Here is a 16,749-nt window from a genome sequence, read left to right on the forward strand (position 1 = left end):
ATGGATGGTATGTGCGAGAGCGTCCTAAGCTTCGGCGGGCTCTTCGTAGCGGGGGAAGATCGGGGCAGGGGCCGGCAACTGCGTGCCCGCGACGATCGGAGTAACGATCGCAGCGAACTGCCTCGACTCTCCTTCCACCTGGCCCAGGACTTCAAGCAGCTTGGCGGACGACGACGGCATGACCGGCTGGGCAAGAATCGCTACGATCCTCACTACCTCCAAGGTGACGTACAGAACCGTATTCATGCGCGCGATGTCGGTCTTCCGCAGCACCCAGGGGGCCTGGTCCGCAAAGTAGGCATTGGTATCGCCCAGTACGGTCCAGATCGCTTCCAGCGCGCGGCTGAATTCTTGCTTTTCGAAGGCTGAGCGGGCTGTTTCCAGCAACTCCCCTGCCTGCGTCAGCAAGGCAGTGTCCTCTGCCGTGAAATCTCCGGGCACCGGAACTTTGCCTTCGCAGTTCTTGGCCACCATGGACAGCGAACGCTGGGCAAGGTTCCCAAAGTTGTTGGCGAGGTCCGAGTTCATGCGGCCCACGATCGCTTCGTGGTTGTAGTTGCCGTCCGCGCCGAACGGAACCTCGCGGAGGAAGAAATACCGGCACTGATCCAGGCCGTACTGCGCTACGAAGTCCTGCGGCGCCACGACGTTGCCCAGCGACTTGGACATCTTCACGCCGTTATTGGTGAGGAAGCCGTGGATCATGACGCGCTGTGGGAGCTCAAGTCCGGCACTCATAAGGAACGCCGGCCAGTAGATCGCGTGGAAACGTGAAATGTCCTTGCCGATCACGTGGACGTCGGCAGGCCAGAACTTCTTGAAGGATTCCGACTCGATGTCCGGGTAGCCAACGCCGGTGAGGTAGTTGGTCAGGGCGTCAACCCAGACGTACATGACGTGCTTTTCATCGCCGGGAACAGGAACGCCCCAGTCAAAGGTTGTGCGGCTGATGGACAGGTCCTCGAGACCACGCTTGACGAAGCTGATGACCTCGTTGAAACGGGATTGCGGGGCGCCGAACTCAGGCTGCGCCTCATAGAGGGCAAGGAGCTTTTCCTGGTAATTGGACAGCCGGAAGAAATAGCTCTCCTCCGCGGTCCAGGTGACAAGGGTGTCCGTCTCCTTGGAGTAACGGAGACCGTCTTCCTTCACCACGGTGTCGTCTTCGACGTAGTACGCCTCGTCACGGACGGAGTACCAGCCCTCGTACTTGGACAGGTAGATGTCGCCATTGGCTTCCATCTTCTTCCAAATGGCCTGCGAAGCGGCGTAGTGGTCCTGGTCGGTGGTGCGGATGAAGCGGTCGTGGGAGATCCCCAGGTCCTGGCTCATCTGCTTGAACGCAGCCGAGTTGCGGTCAGCCAGTTGCTTGGCAGTGATGCCTTCCTTCTCGGCAGACTGCTGCATCTTGAGTCCGTGCTCGTCCGTTCCGGTCATGAAGAACACATCATGGCCGTCAAGGCGCTTAAAGCGCGCCATGGCATCAGTTGCAATGACCTCGTAGGCATGGCCGATGTGGGGCACGCCGTTGGGGTAGCTGATTGCGGTGGTGATGTAGAACGGGGATTTCTCTGGAGACGTCACTCTAAGAAGTTACCTTTTTTTGGGATGAAATAGCTTAGTTAAGTTCGGTCAGCGTATCGCTGAGCCGCACCAGTTCGTGGTCGTGGGAGGCCACCAGAACAGCGATGCCATCGCTGGTGGTGTCCTTGAGGATCCCAATGATGCGGTTGGCTGCCGCCCGGTCCAGGCTGGCCGTGGGTTCGTCCACTACCAGCACACGGGTGCCCAGGATCAGCGCGCGGGCGATAGCGACGCGCTGGCGCTCACCGCCGGAGAGCTGCGCAGGACGGTGCCGCATGCGGCGGCCCAGGCCCACCAGGTCCAGGAGGTCCTTGGCCATTTCCGTCCGCTGTTCCACTTCGCCGTCGGGCACGGCGGGAAGCAGGACGTTTTCCAGGGCGCTCATGCCGTCGATCAGGGCGCCGCCCTGGTCCACATAGCCGATGAGTGCGCGGCGGCGGTCAGCGATTTCGTCATCGCCCATGGTGTCCAGCGGGAGACCCTCCCAAAAGACCTTGCCCGACGTCGGGAGCGTCAGTCCGGCGCTCACGGTCAAGATGCTGGTCTTGCCGGAGCCGCTTCGACCGGCGATGCAGTGCATCTCTCCGGCGTGCAGGGTGAGGTTGAAGTCGTCGACGACGTCCACTTCCTCGGCGCCACCCTTGTCGCCACCGTAGTGGATGGTCACACGGCTCAGTTCCAAGGGAGTTGCGTGGTCAGCGGCCTTCACGATGGTGTTGGCGCGGGTCTGCAGCGACTCTTCCGTGGATTCCGGGGTGGCCGTCAGCTCGGGGTTGAGTTTGTCAGTCATTTGACTACTTTCGTTGCAATCGGAATCCAGCAAATTACGGCCAGCAGACCGGCCAAACCGGCCCACAGGGCCGCGTAGGGAGCCAGCAGCAGTCCCAGCCCCAAGGCGCCAAGGACGCCCAAGGGAAGTGCCACTGTGCCTACAAGGGCGTTCTCGAAGAAGCGGACCTGGCCCAGCATGTCCGGGTTCCAGCCCATGGCCTTCAAGGTACCGAGGTACTCACGCTTGGCGTGGAGTTCAAAGCGCCCGGTCACGAGCGTCAGCAGCAGGCCAACCACAACTCCGAAGACCGCCAGAATGACGCTCGGCAAGGCGATGCTTGCAGCTGCCAAGCCACTCAAAGCACTGGCACCGGCCGCACGGGGGATGTCAATCAGCAAGGCAATCAAGGCACCCACTGCAGCACCAAACACGCCTACTGCCACAGCAAGGGAGATGGAGTTGAACCGGTTGGTGGTGAGCTGCCTGTTGGCGAACGTCAACGGGGAGTCCACCGTTACCAGGCGATCATCGTGCTGCGGTTCCTGATCAATCACTACGCGGTGGCGCAGCTGCTGGGCTGCCAACAGGGCGGCCCCACTGTAAATGATGAGCATGGTCACGGAAACAATGACGGTGGCGATGTTCCAGGTGAGCAAGCTCAGGATGAGACCGGCGGCGGCAAGGGCAGCGGCGCCCACGGCGAACTCTTCAAGGACCCAGGACCGGATGCGTTTCTGCGTCCAGCCCATCGCCCTGAGAATGCCCGCCTCGCTCCGGCGCTGGCGGATGTAGCTGACCGTCGAGGCGCCTGTCAGGAGAGTTGCGCCCAACAGCGTCAGGAAGAGCAAGGTGATGTTGGTACCGGTCAGCGAACCGGAGACCGCATCCGCAGCATCCTGGCGGACCCAGGACTGCTGGACGGTGCCCAACGGTGATTCCTTGCCGGCGTCGTCCTTGCTGTATCCGGGGACAAAGATATTGGCATCTTCGCGCGCGGAACCCGCAACGACTGTGGCTTCCAGACCGAGCTCGCGGATCTGCGTGGCCAACTTCTCTACCTCAGGCTGGGCGGTCTTCCAGTTGCCGGCGGCGGAGGCCTTGACCCGGATGGCGTCAATGACGTCGGCGTTGGTGTCGTAGCCACGGGCCGCGGCAAGACCGTAGTAATCAGTAATGGCACCGGCGGACTGGCTGACCAGACCTGTTGCACTCAGTGAAGGCTTCAGCTCCGTACCCTCGACGTCCTTGCCTTCAGCGTCCTTGGTAAGGGTCATCGGCGTGGGATCGTAGCCGCCCAAGGGCAGCTTGTTGACGTCCCCGGCTGCTGACTGGACGTCGGCGGGATCAAACGTGCCGTACACCATGGGCAGCGGAGCAGCCGGCTTCTTGCCGGTTTCCAGGTCTTCCCTGTAGGAGCGCTCATCGACTGGTTTGCGCTGGGTCTGGTCCACGGCGGCACCGAAGGAGGACTTCTCAGGCAGGCGGTTGACCGTCACCCAGTCCCCCGGCGTCGCGCTCTTGTCCGAAGCCCCGTTGGAGGCTTCGTCGCCGTCCTGGTACTTAGGTGCTGCGGCAAAAGCAGCGCTCCAGGTGGCGGGGTTGTACAGGCCCTGGCTGAAGGAGGCAGTGCTTCCCAGCAGCTTGCTGTGATCTGTTGAACCCGGCCATTCGAGGGCAAACGGGGACTTGGAAACGAAGGGGAGGTAATCCTTGTCCAGGCTGCGCGTCACCGTGCCGACCTCGTTGACCACCTTGCCACTGGCGTCCAGTTCCTCGACCTTCACCGAGTACTGCAGGTCAAGGGACGTGCCGGAGCGGACAATCAGCGGGATGGCCTGGGAATCGTCGGTCAGCAACCCGTCACGCTTTGCCTGCTGGTATTGGGTCATCAGAGGCGCCCAGTACTTGAGCTTGACGCCCAGGAAGTCAGGACCCTCTTCCAACTGGTCCATGCTGAGGCCCGTGGTGAAGAGGCTTTCGAAGTGGCGTCCGATAGCTCCTGCGTCACGCGCATCGGCCGGCGGAGCCTTCTCAAGAGGTGCCAGGAAGTCGCCTGCGGATCCCAACAGCGCCCTCTCGGCGGCAGGGTCCACCGCGACGACGGACTCGGTCACTTCAGGCGCCAAGGGCAGTGCCACGGAGAGGTTGAAAAGGTTGTGCTCGGAGCCAAGGGCAGGAGCCGGGAATTTGATGCCGGTCTCGCCTTCGGGACCGGCGATCCTGACGTTGGAGCCGCCAGCAGCCTGTTCCTGGATCAAGCGGCCTTTGCCCAAGGTGCCCTCTGCGCTGGTCTTGAAGAGCGTCTGCTGGTTCACACCATCAGAACTCGTGGCAGAGGCGGTCAGGCGGTACTTCTTGGGGGTATCGGACAACACCGACTCCGCAGCGGGCCATTTGCTGGAATCCATGGCCGAAGGATCCCCTGCGGTCACGGCTCCGGCGAGGCCGGCGTTGTACCCGAGGTAGTCCATGGCATTGAGGCGGGGAGCCTCCAGGTTCTGCGAAACGCGCGAAACCAGGCTGATGGGTGCGGCCACAGCCGTTTGGCCCATGGTGCGGATCTTTTCCAGCTGCTCAAAGCTGATGCCGCCTTGGCCGTTGGCGATTTCCGGCTGGATCAATGCACCGCCGTCGCCATCTTGGGCCTGGTCAGGCTTCGCCTGGACCAGGATGTCGTAGAGTCCCCGCGAGTTCTCATCCACTGTCCGGTTCAAAGCAGCCTGGGACTGGCTTTGGACGAGGACGGACAAGCACATTGCGACGATCAAAATGGCCGCGGTCAGCAGCAGCACACGGCTTCTGATGAACCTTTGGACGGCGTTCATTGGGCTCCCTGAGACCTTGATTGCGGGCGCGCACACAGAGACCGGAATTCCTCAAAAGACACAGGGGAATACCGGGCTGTAGGTGCAAAAGTTGTGGCCGGCCTGCTGCCGGGTCCGAATCCCGGACCCAGCCATTGTAAGCAGACCGGCCACGCCTGCGTGCCAAAGGTGTGTCGCCGGCACGCGAACTCAGCTGATGGAAATCAGTTGCAGCCCTAGTCCTCCAGATCCACTTCCCGGACCATGTCGGCTCCGATGCCGGCCTTGATGGCCTCCAGCACCTGCTGCGGAACGGAGCTGTCGATGGTCAGGAGCGCAAGGACCTGGCCGCCTTCAGTCTGGCGGGCCACCTGCATGCCACCGATGTTGATGTTGTTCATGCCCAGAATGTGTCCAATGGTGCCGATGACGCCGGGACGGTCTGCATAGGCCACCACAACCAGGTGCTCGCTGATGGGGATTTCGACGTCGTACCCGTTGACGCCCACGAGCTTCTCCACCTGCTTGGGCCCTGTGAGGGTTCCGGCTACGGAGATCTGGGAACCATCGCTGAGGGCACCACGGATGGTCAGGACGTTACGGTAGTCCTCAGCGTCCGGGGTGGTGATAAGGCGGGTGTTGATACCGCGCTGCTCGGCGATCACGGGAGCATTGACGTAGGAGACCTGCTCCGTCACCACGTCGGCGAAAACGCCCTTCAGTGCAGCAAGTTCGAGCACCTTGACGTCCAGTGCGGCAATTTCGCCCGCCACCTCCACGTCGATCTGGGTGAGGGAAGCGTGGGTCAGCGCAGTAAAGATCCGACCCAGCTTTTCGATCAGCGGGATACCCGGACGGACATCCGGAGCGATGACGCCGCCGGCGACGTTGACGGCGTCGGGCACCAGCTCGCCGGCAAGGGCCAGGCGAACCGACTTGGCCACCGAGACGCCGGCTTTCTCCTGTGCTTCGTCAGTGGAAGCACCCAGGTGCGGGGTCACAATGACGTTGTCGAACTCGAAGAAGGGCAGGTCCGTGCTGGGCTCCTTGACGAAGACGTCCACGCCGGCACCGGCGATCTGGCCTTCCTTCAGGGCAACATGGAGCGCTTCCTCGTCCACCAGGCCGCCACGGGCCACGTTGACCACGTAGGCCGTTTCCTTCATCTTGCGGAAGGCGTCGGCTCCCAGCATGCCCACCGTTTCCGGCGTCTTGGGCATGTGGATGGTGATGAAGTCGGAATTTTCCAGAAGTTCATCCAAAGTGACCAGCTTGACGCCCAGCTGGGCAGCGCGGGCTGCAGTGATGTAGGGGTCGTAAGCAAGGATCTGGGTATCGAAACCCTGAAGGCGTGCTGCCACCAAAGCACCGATGCGGCCCAGTCCGATGATGCCGATCTTCTTCTCGAAGAGTTCGGTTCCCGTGTACTTTGAACGCTTCCACTCACCGTTCTTCAGCGCCGAACTGGCCTGCGGAATGTGGCGGGCCAAGCTGAGGATGTGTCCTACCGTGAGTTCGGCAGCGGAGACGATGTTGGACGTCGGGGCGTTGACCACCATGACGCCTGCCTGGGTGGCGGCCTTGATGTCCACGTTGTCCAGCCCAACACCCGCACGGGCGATGACCTTCAGGTTCTTCGCGGCGGCAATGGCTTCGGCATCCACCTGGGTAGCCGAGCGGACCAAAATGGCGTCAACGTCAACGATCGCGGACAGCAGCTGGGAACGGTCTGCGCCGTCGGTCTGGCGGATTTCGAAGTCCGGGCCCAAAGCCTCGACTGTGGCGGGCGAAAGTTCCTCGGCGAGGAGGACGACGGGTTTGCTGGCTGACACGGGGAGGCACCTTACTTTGGACAACTTTGGGGACAGGACTGGACAAGGAGCGGATGCGTGGCCCGGGGCACGGCGCCGGGACCAGCCCAGAATATCGAATCCGGGCAGGGATTCCGGTGCCGGCGGGGGATGTTACGACCGGACCGGTAGCCGTTGTGAAGAAGTTCACAGCCAAGGGGGCTGATGAAAACGGGAGCGAAATGCCGGTGATACGGCAACGCCCGCCCGGCTTTGTCCACCGGGCGGGCGCGTCGTAGTGGCGGAGGCCGTCAGGCCAGCGCCGAAGGATCAGCGGGCTGCAGAACCTTCAACGTAGTCGGCGTCCTGCTGCTGCCAGGAGAAGAGGGAGCGCAGCTCGCGGCCGACCTCTTCGATGGGGTGCTGCTCTGCCTTGGCACGCAGTTCCTTGAACTCGGTGCCACCGTTGTCCTGGTCATCGATGAAGCGCTTGGCAAAAGCGCCGCTCTGGATGTCGGCGAGGACAGCCTTCATGTTTTCCTTCACCTCGGGGGTGATGACGCGCGGGCCGGAGACGTAGTCGCCGTACTCCGCGGTGTCGGAAACGCTCCAGCGCTGCTTGGCGATGCCACCTTCCCACATGAGGTCAACAATGAGCTTGAGCTCGTGGAGAACCTCGAAGTAGGCGATCTGCGGCTGGTAGCCGGCTTCGGTGAGGGTTTCAAAGCCGTACTGGACCAGCTGCGAGACGCCGCCGCAAAGGACCGACTGCTCGCCGAAGAGATCGGTTTCGGTCTCTTCGGTGAAAGTGGTCTTGATAACGCCGGCGCGGGTTCCGCCGATGGCCTTGGCGTAGGACTTCGCCAGGTCCCAGGCAGAACCGGATGCATCCTGTTCAACGGCGATGATGTCCGGGATACCGCGACCGGCTTCGAACTCGCGGCGAACGGTGTGGCCCGGAGCCTTCGGGGCGATCAGGATGACGTCAACGCCGGCCGGAGCTTCGATGTAACCAAAGCGGATGTTGAAGCCGTGGGCGAAGGCCAGGGCCTTGCCTTCGGTCAGCTTGTCCTTGATGGAGTCATTGTAGATGGCGCGCTGGTGCTGGTCCGGAGCCAGGATCATGATGACGTCTGCCCATTCGGCGGCGTCGGCAACGTTCTTGACCGTGAAGCCTGCGTCTTCTGCCTTGGCGGCCGACTTGGAGCCGTCCTTCAATGCGATGACAACCTCGACGCCGGAATCGCGGAGGTTCAGAGCGTGGGCGTGGCCCTGGGAGCCGTAGCCAACGATGGCTACTTTGCGGCCCTGGATGATCGACAGGTCTGCGTCGTCGTCGTAGAACATTTCAGTCACTTGCGTAACTCCTCTTGAGTGGTTTTCTTAGATAGTGATTGTGGTGCTGCGGTACTGGACGCTCTGCTCACGCGGAGCGGAGCGCCCTGTCACTCATGGAGCGGGATCCCCGTCCAACGGCCAAGGTGCCGGACTGCACGATTTCACGGATGCCGAACGGCTCGAGCACTGAAAGCAGTGCAGCGAGCTTCTCGGGGGTACCGGTTGCCTCGATCACCAACGAGTCTGTGGACACGTCGACGACGGCGGCTCGGAACAAGTCTGCAGCTTGGGTAACCTGCAGGCGTGTCGCGGCATCCGCACGTACCTTGACCAGGATGTGGTCGCGTTGTACGGAAGATTCGGAAGTCAGCTCCACAATCTTGATCACGTTGACCAATTTGTTGAGCTGCTTGGTGACCTGCTCAATGAGGTCGCCGTCGGCGTCGACGACAACCGTCATGCGGGACATGCCGGGAACCTCGGTGGGTCCCACAGCCAGGGAATTGATGTTGAATGCGCGCCGGGCAAAGAGGCTGGCTACGCGGGTCAGCACGCCGGGCTTGTCTTCTACCAGAACGGATAGTGTGTGGCGGGTCATGCCTAGTCCTCCTCTTCCCATTCCGGGGTCATGTTGCGGGCAACCTGGATCTGGTCGTTGCTGACGCCCGAAGGCACCATGGGCCACACCATCGAGTTGGGGCTGACAACGAAGTCGATGACCACAGGACGGTCATTGATTTCCAGCGCCTTCTGGATGGTGGCGTCGATGTCTTCGTCGCGCTCACACCGCAGTGCTGCGCAACCGTAGGCATCAGCCAGTTTCACGAAGTCCGGGATCCGGACGGTGTCGTGGCCTGTGTTCAGGTCCGTGTTGGAGTAACGGCCCTCGTAGAACAGCGTCTGCCATTGGCGGACCATGCCCAGCGAGGAGTTGTTGATGATGGCCACCTTGATGGGGATGTTGTTGATGGCACAGGTAGCCAGTTCCTGATTGGTCATCTGGAAGCAGCCGTCACCGTCGATGGCCCAGACCACGCGGTCCGGCTCACCAACCTTGGCACCCATGGCCGCCGGAACCGAGTATCCCATGGTTCCTGCTCCACCGGAGTTCAGCCAGGCGTGGGGCCGTTCGTACTTGATGAACTGGGCGGCCCACATCTGGTGCTGGCCGACGCCGGCAACGTAGATGCCTTCGGGCCCCGTGAGCTCGCCGATGCGCTTGATCACGCGCTGCGGCGCGGTGAGCCCGTCTTCCGGCTCGGTCCAGCCCAGCGGGTAGGTGTCGCGCAGGTTGCCAAGGAAAGCCCACCAGGAATCCAGATCCGGGGTGCCGCTCAGTTCGAACTGTGTCTTCACGGCTTCCGTGAGCTCGGGAATGATCTCCTTCACCGAGCCAACGATCGGGACGTCGGCCGTGCGGTTCTTGGAGATTTCCGCGGGGTCGATGTCTGCGTGGATGACCTTGGCAAACGGGGCGAAGGTCTTCAGCACGCCGGTGACGCGGTCATCGAACCGTGCGCCGAGGGTGATCAGGAGGTCGGCCTGCTGGAGGGCAGTCACGGCGGAGACTGAACCGTGCATGCCGGGCATGCCAACATGCTGGGGATGCGAATCAGGGAAGGCACCGCGCGCCATCAAGGTGGTGACCACGGGAGCACCGGTAGCCAGCGCGAGTTCCATGAGCTCTGCCGAGGCGTGGCCCTTGACGACTCCGCCGCCTACGTAGAGGACCGGCTTGCTGGCAGCAGCGATCAGCTTGGCAGCTTCGCGGACCTGCTTGTTGTGTCCTCGCACCACGGGGCGGTATCCCGGCAAGTCCACCTTGGGCGGCCAGGAGAAGGTCATCTGGCCCACCTGGGCGTCCTTGGCGATGTCCACCAGGACGGGTCCCGGGCGGCCCGTTGACGCGAGGTGGAATGCCTCTGCCATGACGTGCGGGATGTCGTTGGGGTCGGTCACCAGGAACGAGTGCTTGGTGATGGGCATCGTGATACCCACGATGTCCGCTTCCTGGAAGGCATCGGTGCCGATGACTCCGCTGGACACCTGGCCGGTGATGGCCACCATCGGCACGGAGTCCATGTGGGCGTCCATGATGGCGGTAACGAGGTTGGTGGCACCGGGGCCCGAGGTGGCGATGCAAACGCCAACCCGTCCGGTAACCATGGCGTAGCCTTGCGCGGCGTGGCCGGCTCCCTGTTCGTGACGGACCAGGATGTGATTCATGCTGGAGGCCATCAAGGGGTCGTAGGTGGGCAGGATCGCGCCACCGGGCAAACCGAAAATATCGTCCACGCCGAGTTCTTCGAGCGAACGGACAATTGCTTGCGAGCCGGACATCACCGTTGGGGGTACAACGGTGTTCGGCCCAAGTACAGGAGAGAGAGGTGCAGCAGCGTCGACGACGACGGCCTCAGCCGTACGGTCGACCTTTTCCGGAGCTTTGTGGGCTCCAGCGGACTTTGCAGCCATCAGCGAGGGGCTGATCGGCGATCCTTTGCTCATCGGACTCTTCCTTAGTGGATCTTCAATAGATGGGTCTTGCTTGGGGGAATAAAAAAACCCCTCAGCCTTCCGGCTCTTCGAGGGGTTTGCGCGTGACGGTTCGTTACCAGTCGGGCTAAGCCACGCGCTTGGTAAGGACGACGACGCCGACGGTAACGAATGTGATCATGCGTTCAGTGTTCCCTCTAAGTGAGATACGTGTCAATTGACCACAATCGTATCTCACTATTTGGACAGCTATGTCCGCCTGCCGGACTCCGCCCGTCAAGGGCGGGCGGAGTCGAGAGCAGGAACTACCCGCAGTACGCCCCAGTGGAGGCACTGTGGACAAGCTTGGCGTATTTGGCCAGGACGCCCTTGGTGAACTTGGCCGGCAGCGGCTCCCAGCCCTCCTTGCGGGCTTCGAGCTCGGCCTCGTCCACCAAGAGGTCGAACGAGCGTGCAGCGATGTCCACACGGATGCGGTCCCCATCCTTCACGAAGGCGATGGGACCGCCGTCGACCGCTTCCGGCGCAACGTGGCCAATGCACAAACCGGTGGTGCCGCCCGAGAAACGGCCATCGGTGAGCAGGAGCACATCCTTGCCCAGGCCTGCGCCCTTGATGGCTCCGGTAATAGCCAGCATCTCGCGCATGCCCGGGCCGCCCTTCGGGCCTTCGTAGCGGATCACCACGACGTCACCCTTGCTGATTTCGCCGTTGTCCAACGCGCTGAGGGCGCCCTGCTCACGCTCGAAGACACGCGCAGTTCCTTCAAAGACGTCAGCATCGAAGCCGGCGCTCTTCACTACGGCGCCTTCGGGAGCCATGGAACCGTGGAGGATGGTGATGCCACCGGTCTTGTGGATCGGGTTGTCCAGGGCGCGGAGGATCTTGCCGTCAAGGTCCGGCGGGTTGATCGAGGCGAGGTTTTCGGCGAGGGTCTTGCCGGTCACGGTGAGGCAGTCGCCGTGCAGCAGGCCGGCGTCGAGCAGTGCCTTCATGATGACGGGCACGCCGCCGATCTTGTCCACGTCAGTCATGACGTAGCGGCCGAATGGCTTGAGGTCACCCAGGTGCGGAATCTTGTCACCGATGCGGTTGAAGTCATCGAGCGTCAACTCAACTTCTGCCTCGCGGGCAATGGCCAGCAAGTGGAGGACGGCATTGGTGGAACCACCGAACGCCATGGTGACGGCAATGGCGTTCTCGAAGGCCTTCTTGGTCATGATGTCGCGGGCCGTGATCCCCAGGCGCAGCAGGTTGACCACCGCTTCGCCGGACTTGCGGGCGAAGTCATCACGACGCCGGTCTGCCGATGGCGGGGCGGCGGAACCCGGCAGGGACATGCCCAGGGCTTCGCCGATGCAGGCCATGGTATTGGCCGTGTACATGCCACCACAGGCGCCTTCGCCGGGACAAATGGCTTTCTCGATGCGGGTGAGGTCCTCCATGCTCATCTTGCCTGCAGCACAGGCGCCCACGGCTTCGAAGGCGTCAATGAGGGTGACTTCCTTCTCGGAACCGTCCTCGAGCTTGACCCATCCGGGCATGATGGAGCCGGCGTAAAGGAAGACCGAGGCGAGGTCCAGACGCGCGGCAGCCATGAGCATCCCGGGAAGGGATTTGTCGCAACCGGCCAGCAGGACCGAACCGTCAATGCGCTCGGCCTGCATCACGGTCTCCACGGAGTCGGCAATGACCTCGCGGGAAACGAGCGAGAAGTGCATGCCTTCGTGCCCCATGGAGATGCCGTCCGAAACGGAAATCGTGCCGAACTGCATGGGGAAGCCACCGCCGGCGTGGACGCCTTCTTTGGCGCCTTGTGCCAGGCGGTTGAGGGAGAGGTTGCAAGGCGTGATTTCGTTCCATGAACTGGCGACACCGATTTGCGGCTTGGCGAAGTCGTCGTCCCCCATGCCAACCGCACGGAACATCCCACGGGCGGGTGCCGCGTGGATGCCATCGGTGACCACCCGGCTGCGGGGCTTGATGTCCGGCGTGATGTCTGTCGCAATCTCGGTGTCACTCATGACCAAAGTCTATGGGTACCTCGCTGCCGCCGCCGCTGTTCCATGCCGGGTTAAGCCGGATCGACCAAATATTGCGCAGGAATCGAGGTTCCCGGACAGGTCAATCCTGCGGTTCCATGGTGCCCCTGTCCTGAGGGGAGTCCTGAAGTTCCCTGGCGATTGCCGCAGCCTCGCTCCTGAGCATGTCAAGGACGATCCCGATGGTTCCCCGGACGGCAACCTCCTGCCGGGAAAGTGCCACTATGCTCCTGCTGGCCTTCACCCCCGTAAGTGGCCGAAGCACCAGGCCCCGCCTGGCACTGGCCCGGGCGGTGTACCGCGGGAGGAGGCAGATCCCATGGCCCGCACCTACCAGTGCTTCCAGCACCCGCAGGTCCGGATACCGCTGTCCGCGCTTGGCCTGACGGCCCGCATGGAGCTCAATTTGGCGAAGGACAGTGTCAAAGGGAAACCCCTCCGGCACACCGATCCAGGGGTAGTCAACAACATCGCTGGGACTCAACCTCGCCTTGGCTGCCAGCGGGTGTCCCGCGGGCACGGCGACGTCGAGGGCCTCTTCGAGCAGCGGAACCATTGTCAATCCCTGCTTGGCAAATACTTCCGGGCCATCCACGCTGTGGGCCAGGACAATGTCGTAGTCGGCCACCAATGGCGCGAAGTGCGCGGTTCCCGGATCCTCGAAATGTGCGTCGAAAGTCAGCCCTTCCACCGAGGACACCCGATGCAGCACTCCGGGCAGCAGCATTTCTGCCGCGCTGGGGAAGAAAGCCGCAGACACACGGGTCTGCCATCCCTTCCTGTAGGTGTCGATGGTGGACTCAGCCCGCGCCATGGCCGTGGCGATGTCGGCAGCCGCGGCCGCCATGGCATATCCCGCTTCAGTCAACTGCACACCCCGGCCGACTTTTTCCACCAGGACAACGCCTATTTCCGCCTGAAGCGTCTTCAGTTGCTGCGACACCGCCGATGCCGTGACATTCATCGCTTCAGCAGTGGCACCCACGCTTTGACGGTCTGCCAACTCGCGCAGAATCTGCAGCCTTTTCACATCCATTCAGCCAGACTAGGCGACCCGGCGGAATTCCATTCCCCATGATTTTGCAGCACCCCGATTTTCCTCAGCAAACTGATCAAATTCCGCGGAACAGCAGGTCAAAGGCTGGACAGCCCATTAGCAGGCACGTAACGTCAGGCACACCACGAACTGCACCCCAGTGAGCAGAAGGGCATCCACATGGACTGGATAATTTGGGTCATTGTCATTGTGTTGGTCATTGCCATTGTTTGGTGGCTAATGAACCGCAACAAATCACGAAATTCCTCCTCAACCCCCGCTCCCGCCGCAATGGAGCCAGCCAACACCGCTTCCCTGCCGGATGCGGCCGCAGCAACAGCGGGCGTTGCCGGCCTGGCCGGCGTCACCAACCTGGGCAAGGCAGCCGCCGAAGGCAGTGGCCCCACCGGCGAGGAATCCCCTCGGGATCCAGCCAGGGAACCAACACTTCAACCAGCCCCGGAATCAGTGGACGAGTCCATCGCTGATGAACCGGCTGAGCTCAAAGCCCGCAAGGACCAGGAGGCCGCCGTACCGTCTCCCACCCCCGGCCTCACAGTGGAAGAACCCGTTGTTGCTGCTCCAGTGGTGGAGGAACCGGTGGTTGAAGAACCCGTGGTTGCCCAGCCGGCAGTAGACATCGACGCCACACTGCAATCGGCCGACACAGTGCAATCGACTGACGCCGTGCACTCGGCCGACACGGTGCACTCGGCTGATGCCGGCGACGTTGACGACTGGGATGCCGGTGATTCGGAGCCCGCAGGCAAAGATCACGCTGCAGACAAAGCCGAGTGGGAATCGTCGTGGACCGACTCCTCCGGTGCGCCTGTCCACCACCACGAATACACAGACGCGCACTCCCCCACCCTTCCAGGCGCCGAGTCTGCTGCGGCGGAGGATCCCACAACCTCCGGGCACCTTGCCGCCGAGCACCCTTACGGAACCGGCTCCTCCAGCACTGCGGGAGACGCCTACCCCGTGAAAGCCAACGCGACGGCCATGACTTACCACGACGAAGACACTGCGGACTATGCCGACGTTGCCGCTGACGTGTGGTTCGAATCGGCCGCGCATGCAGAAGCCGCCGGGTTCAGGCCACCCAGGCGCAACAGGCACTGACCCACCACTTGGGCAGGCAACCACTTGACCGGTAACTACGGACCTCGGTAACGGACACTGGCATGGGCACGCATTCACCCGAACGGCGAAGGCGGCTGATGCTTGCCTCCGCGTTCGCGACAATCCTGGTGATGTCGGGCTGCACAGGCAGCCCATCATCACCGGGGAGCGCGGCAACGCCGAACACCACCACCACGGCTCCCACACTTGCCAGCCCCGGCAGCAGCCAGGGGCCAGGCGGTCAAGGGCCAGACGGTCAGGAGACAGCCGGCGCCCGACAGGCTCCCGAGATCACTGAAAAGCTCGACGTCGGGTTGCAGCTGCCGTGGTCGGTGGTGTTCCTGCCGGATGGAACCGCAGTGGTATCTGAGCGCGACTCCGCCCAGGTCAAAGCCATCAGTGATGGCCGGTCCACCACTGTCGGTGAGGTTGCCGGCGTCGTCCCTGGAGGCGAAGGCGGCCTCCTGGGCCTCGCAGTATCTCCGACCTTTCAGAACGACCGCTGGCTCTATGCCTATTTCACGTCCGCCAGCGACAACCGTATTGCCAGGATGAAGCTCGGCGAGGATACCGGGGGGACGTTGTCGCTCGGCGAACCCGACGTAATTTTCTCGGGAATTTCCAAGGCCTCAACCCACAACGGTGGGCGAATCCGCTTTGGCCCCGACGGCTTCCTTTATGTGGGCACGGGAGACTCGCAACGCCGGGACCAGCCGCAGGATACCAACGCCTTGGGTGGCAAGATCCTGCGCCTCACCCCCGAGGGACAGCCCGCACCCGGAAATCCCTTCGGCGACAATCCCGTCTTCAGCTACGGGCACCGCAACGTGCAGGGTTTGGCATGGGACAGCGAGGGAAGGTTGTGGGCCAGCGAGTTCGGCCCGGACGTGGATGATGAGTTGAACCTGATCACGCCGGGAGGAAACTACGGGTGGCCCACAGTCACCGGCGCACCGGCCAGGAGCGGCCTGATCGATGCAAAGGTCGTGTGGCCTTCAACATCCGAAGCGTCTCCGAGCGGCCTGGAGATCGTCGGCCGTGTGGCTTACACAGGTGCCCTTCGCGGTCAACGGCTGTGGGCAGTACCGCTCGATGGCGAGTCAGCCGGAGAACCTGTGGCCTATTTCACAGGACAGTATGGGCGACTGAGGGACGTAGCCAGCGCCCCGGACGGCGCTTTATGGGTGGTCAGCAACAACAGGAACCCCGACTTTGCGCTGATTCTGAGGGTCGCGTCCTAGGGCCAGCGATCTGGGATGGGCCGATTTCGCAGTTGGGTGGATCTCGTGTAGAGTTACATGTCGTTGCGGAGATCGCCCGGGAAAGAAAAGCTTCCGGTTTGGTCGAATTCAACAGCTGCACCTCTAGCTCAACTGGCAGAGCAATTGACTCTTAATCAATGGGTTCCGGGTTCGAGTCCCGGGGGGTGCACCAAGGAAGGCCTTGGAGTGAATTTCACTCCAAGGCCTTTTTTCATTTCCGCAGGGCTTTGGAATCACCTATTCATGGCATGCATCACTATGGGGACTTGCTGGTTTTGAACCTGCAAAATCTGGTGTAGAGTTATTTGTCGTTGCGGAGCTCAACGAGGAATACGAATTCCCCGGACAGTCCGAAACGACAGATGCACCTCTAGCTCAACTGGCAGAGCAATTGACTCTTAATCAATGGGTTCCGGGTTCGAGTCCCGGGGGGTGCACCAATAACAAAGGCTCCGGATCGTGAAAACGATCCGGAGCCTTTTTGTGTTGCCGTTCCTTGGCTTTCC

At 62.2% G+C, this 16,749-nt stretch carries 11 protein-coding genes and 2 tRNA genes; 4 read left to right on the forward strand and 9 right to left on the reverse strand.

Annotation, left to right across the window (positions count from 1 at the left end):
- Positions 1-24: 24 nt before the first annotated feature.
- The 9 genes from metG to AB4Y77_RS00460 all read right to left on the reverse strand — a co-directional run bounded on the left by metG (position 25) and on the right by AB4Y77_RS00460 (position 13,859).
- The gene (gene metG / locus AB4Y77_RS00420; protein WP_442012658.1) at positions 25-1,584 is read right to left on the reverse strand and encodes a methionine--tRNA ligase; all 1,560 of its coding nucleotides are present in this window, start codon (positions 1,582-1,584) and stop codon (positions 25-27) included.
- A 34-nt stretch (positions 1,585-1,618) separates the two neighbouring features.
- Complete coding sequence (locus tag AB4Y77_RS00425; protein WP_026546071.1) at positions 1,619-2,374, reverse strand: ABC transporter ATP-binding protein; 756 nt, start codon at positions 2,372-2,374, stop codon at positions 1,619-1,621.
- A complete protein-coding gene (locus tag AB4Y77_RS00430; protein ID WP_442012659.1) occupies positions 2,371-5,181 on the reverse strand; it encodes an FtsX-like permease family protein in 2,811 nt (936 codons plus the stop codon). Before AB4Y77_RS00430 ends, AB4Y77_RS00425 begins: the two co-directional genes overlap by 4 nt.
- 215 nt (positions 5,182-5,396) lie before the next feature.
- Positions 5,397-6,992, reverse strand: coding sequence for a phosphoglycerate dehydrogenase (serA, locus tag AB4Y77_RS00435; protein ID WP_442012660.1), 1,596 nt, complete (start codon positions 6,990-6,992; stop codon positions 5,397-5,399).
- Positions 6,993-7,280: 288 nt separating this feature from the next.
- Positions 7,281-8,306, reverse strand: coding sequence for a ketol-acid reductoisomerase (gene ilvC, locus AB4Y77_RS00440; protein ID WP_026540216.1), 1,026 nt, complete (start codon positions 8,304-8,306; stop codon positions 7,281-7,283).
- Positions 8,307-8,373: 67 nt separating this feature from the next.
- A complete protein-coding gene (ilvN, locus tag AB4Y77_RS00445; RefSeq protein WP_021470923.1) occupies positions 8,374-8,886 on the reverse strand; it encodes an acetolactate synthase small subunit in 513 nt (170 codons plus the stop codon).
- Positions 8,887-8,888: 2 nt separating this feature from the next.
- Positions 8,889-10,793 (reverse strand): acetolactate synthase large subunit, encoded by a 1,905-nt coding sequence (locus tag AB4Y77_RS00450; protein WP_026540215.1) that lies wholly within the window; start codon positions 10,791-10,793, stop codon positions 8,889-8,891.
- A 293-nt stretch (positions 10,794-11,086) separates the two neighbouring features.
- Complete coding sequence (gene ilvD, locus AB4Y77_RS00455; protein WP_311213441.1) at positions 11,087-12,805, reverse strand: dihydroxy-acid dehydratase; 1,719 nt, start codon at positions 12,803-12,805, stop codon at positions 11,087-11,089.
- Positions 12,806-12,905: 100 nt separating this feature from the next.
- Positions 12,906-13,859: a LysR family transcriptional regulator gene (locus AB4Y77_RS00460; RefSeq protein ID WP_442012661.1), complete on the reverse strand. Its 954-nt coding sequence runs from the start codon at positions 13,857-13,859 to the stop codon at positions 12,906-12,908.
- Positions 13,860-14,039: 180 nt separating this feature from the next.
- Here AB4Y77_RS00460 and AB4Y77_RS00465 point away from each other — a divergent pair, with 180 nt between their 5' ends.
- The 4 genes from AB4Y77_RS00465 to AB4Y77_RS00480 all read left to right on the forward strand — a co-directional run bounded on the left by AB4Y77_RS00465 (position 14,040) and on the right by AB4Y77_RS00480 (position 16,683).
- A complete protein-coding gene (locus tag AB4Y77_RS00465) occupies positions 14,040-14,981 on the forward strand; it encodes a sunset domain-containing protein (RefSeq protein ID WP_311213443.1) in 942 nt (313 codons plus the stop codon).
- A gap of 62 nt (positions 14,982-15,043) precedes the next feature.
- On the forward strand, positions 15,044-16,222 hold the full coding sequence (locus tag AB4Y77_RS00470; protein WP_442012662.1) for a PQQ-dependent sugar dehydrogenase: 1,179 nt from the start codon (positions 15,044-15,046) through the stop codon (positions 16,220-16,222).
- 117 nt (positions 16,223-16,339) lie between these two features.
- A tRNA-Lys gene (locus AB4Y77_RS00475) sits at positions 16,340-16,415 on the forward strand.
- Positions 16,416-16,607: 192 nt separating this feature from the next.
- A tRNA-Lys gene (locus AB4Y77_RS00480) sits at positions 16,608-16,683 on the forward strand.
- Positions 16,684-16,749: the final 66 nt, after the last annotated feature.

The organism is Paenarthrobacter sp. YAF11_1, assembly GCF_052113445.1.
Classification (GTDB): domain Bacteria; phylum Actinomycetota; class Actinomycetes; order Actinomycetales; family Micrococcaceae; genus Arthrobacter.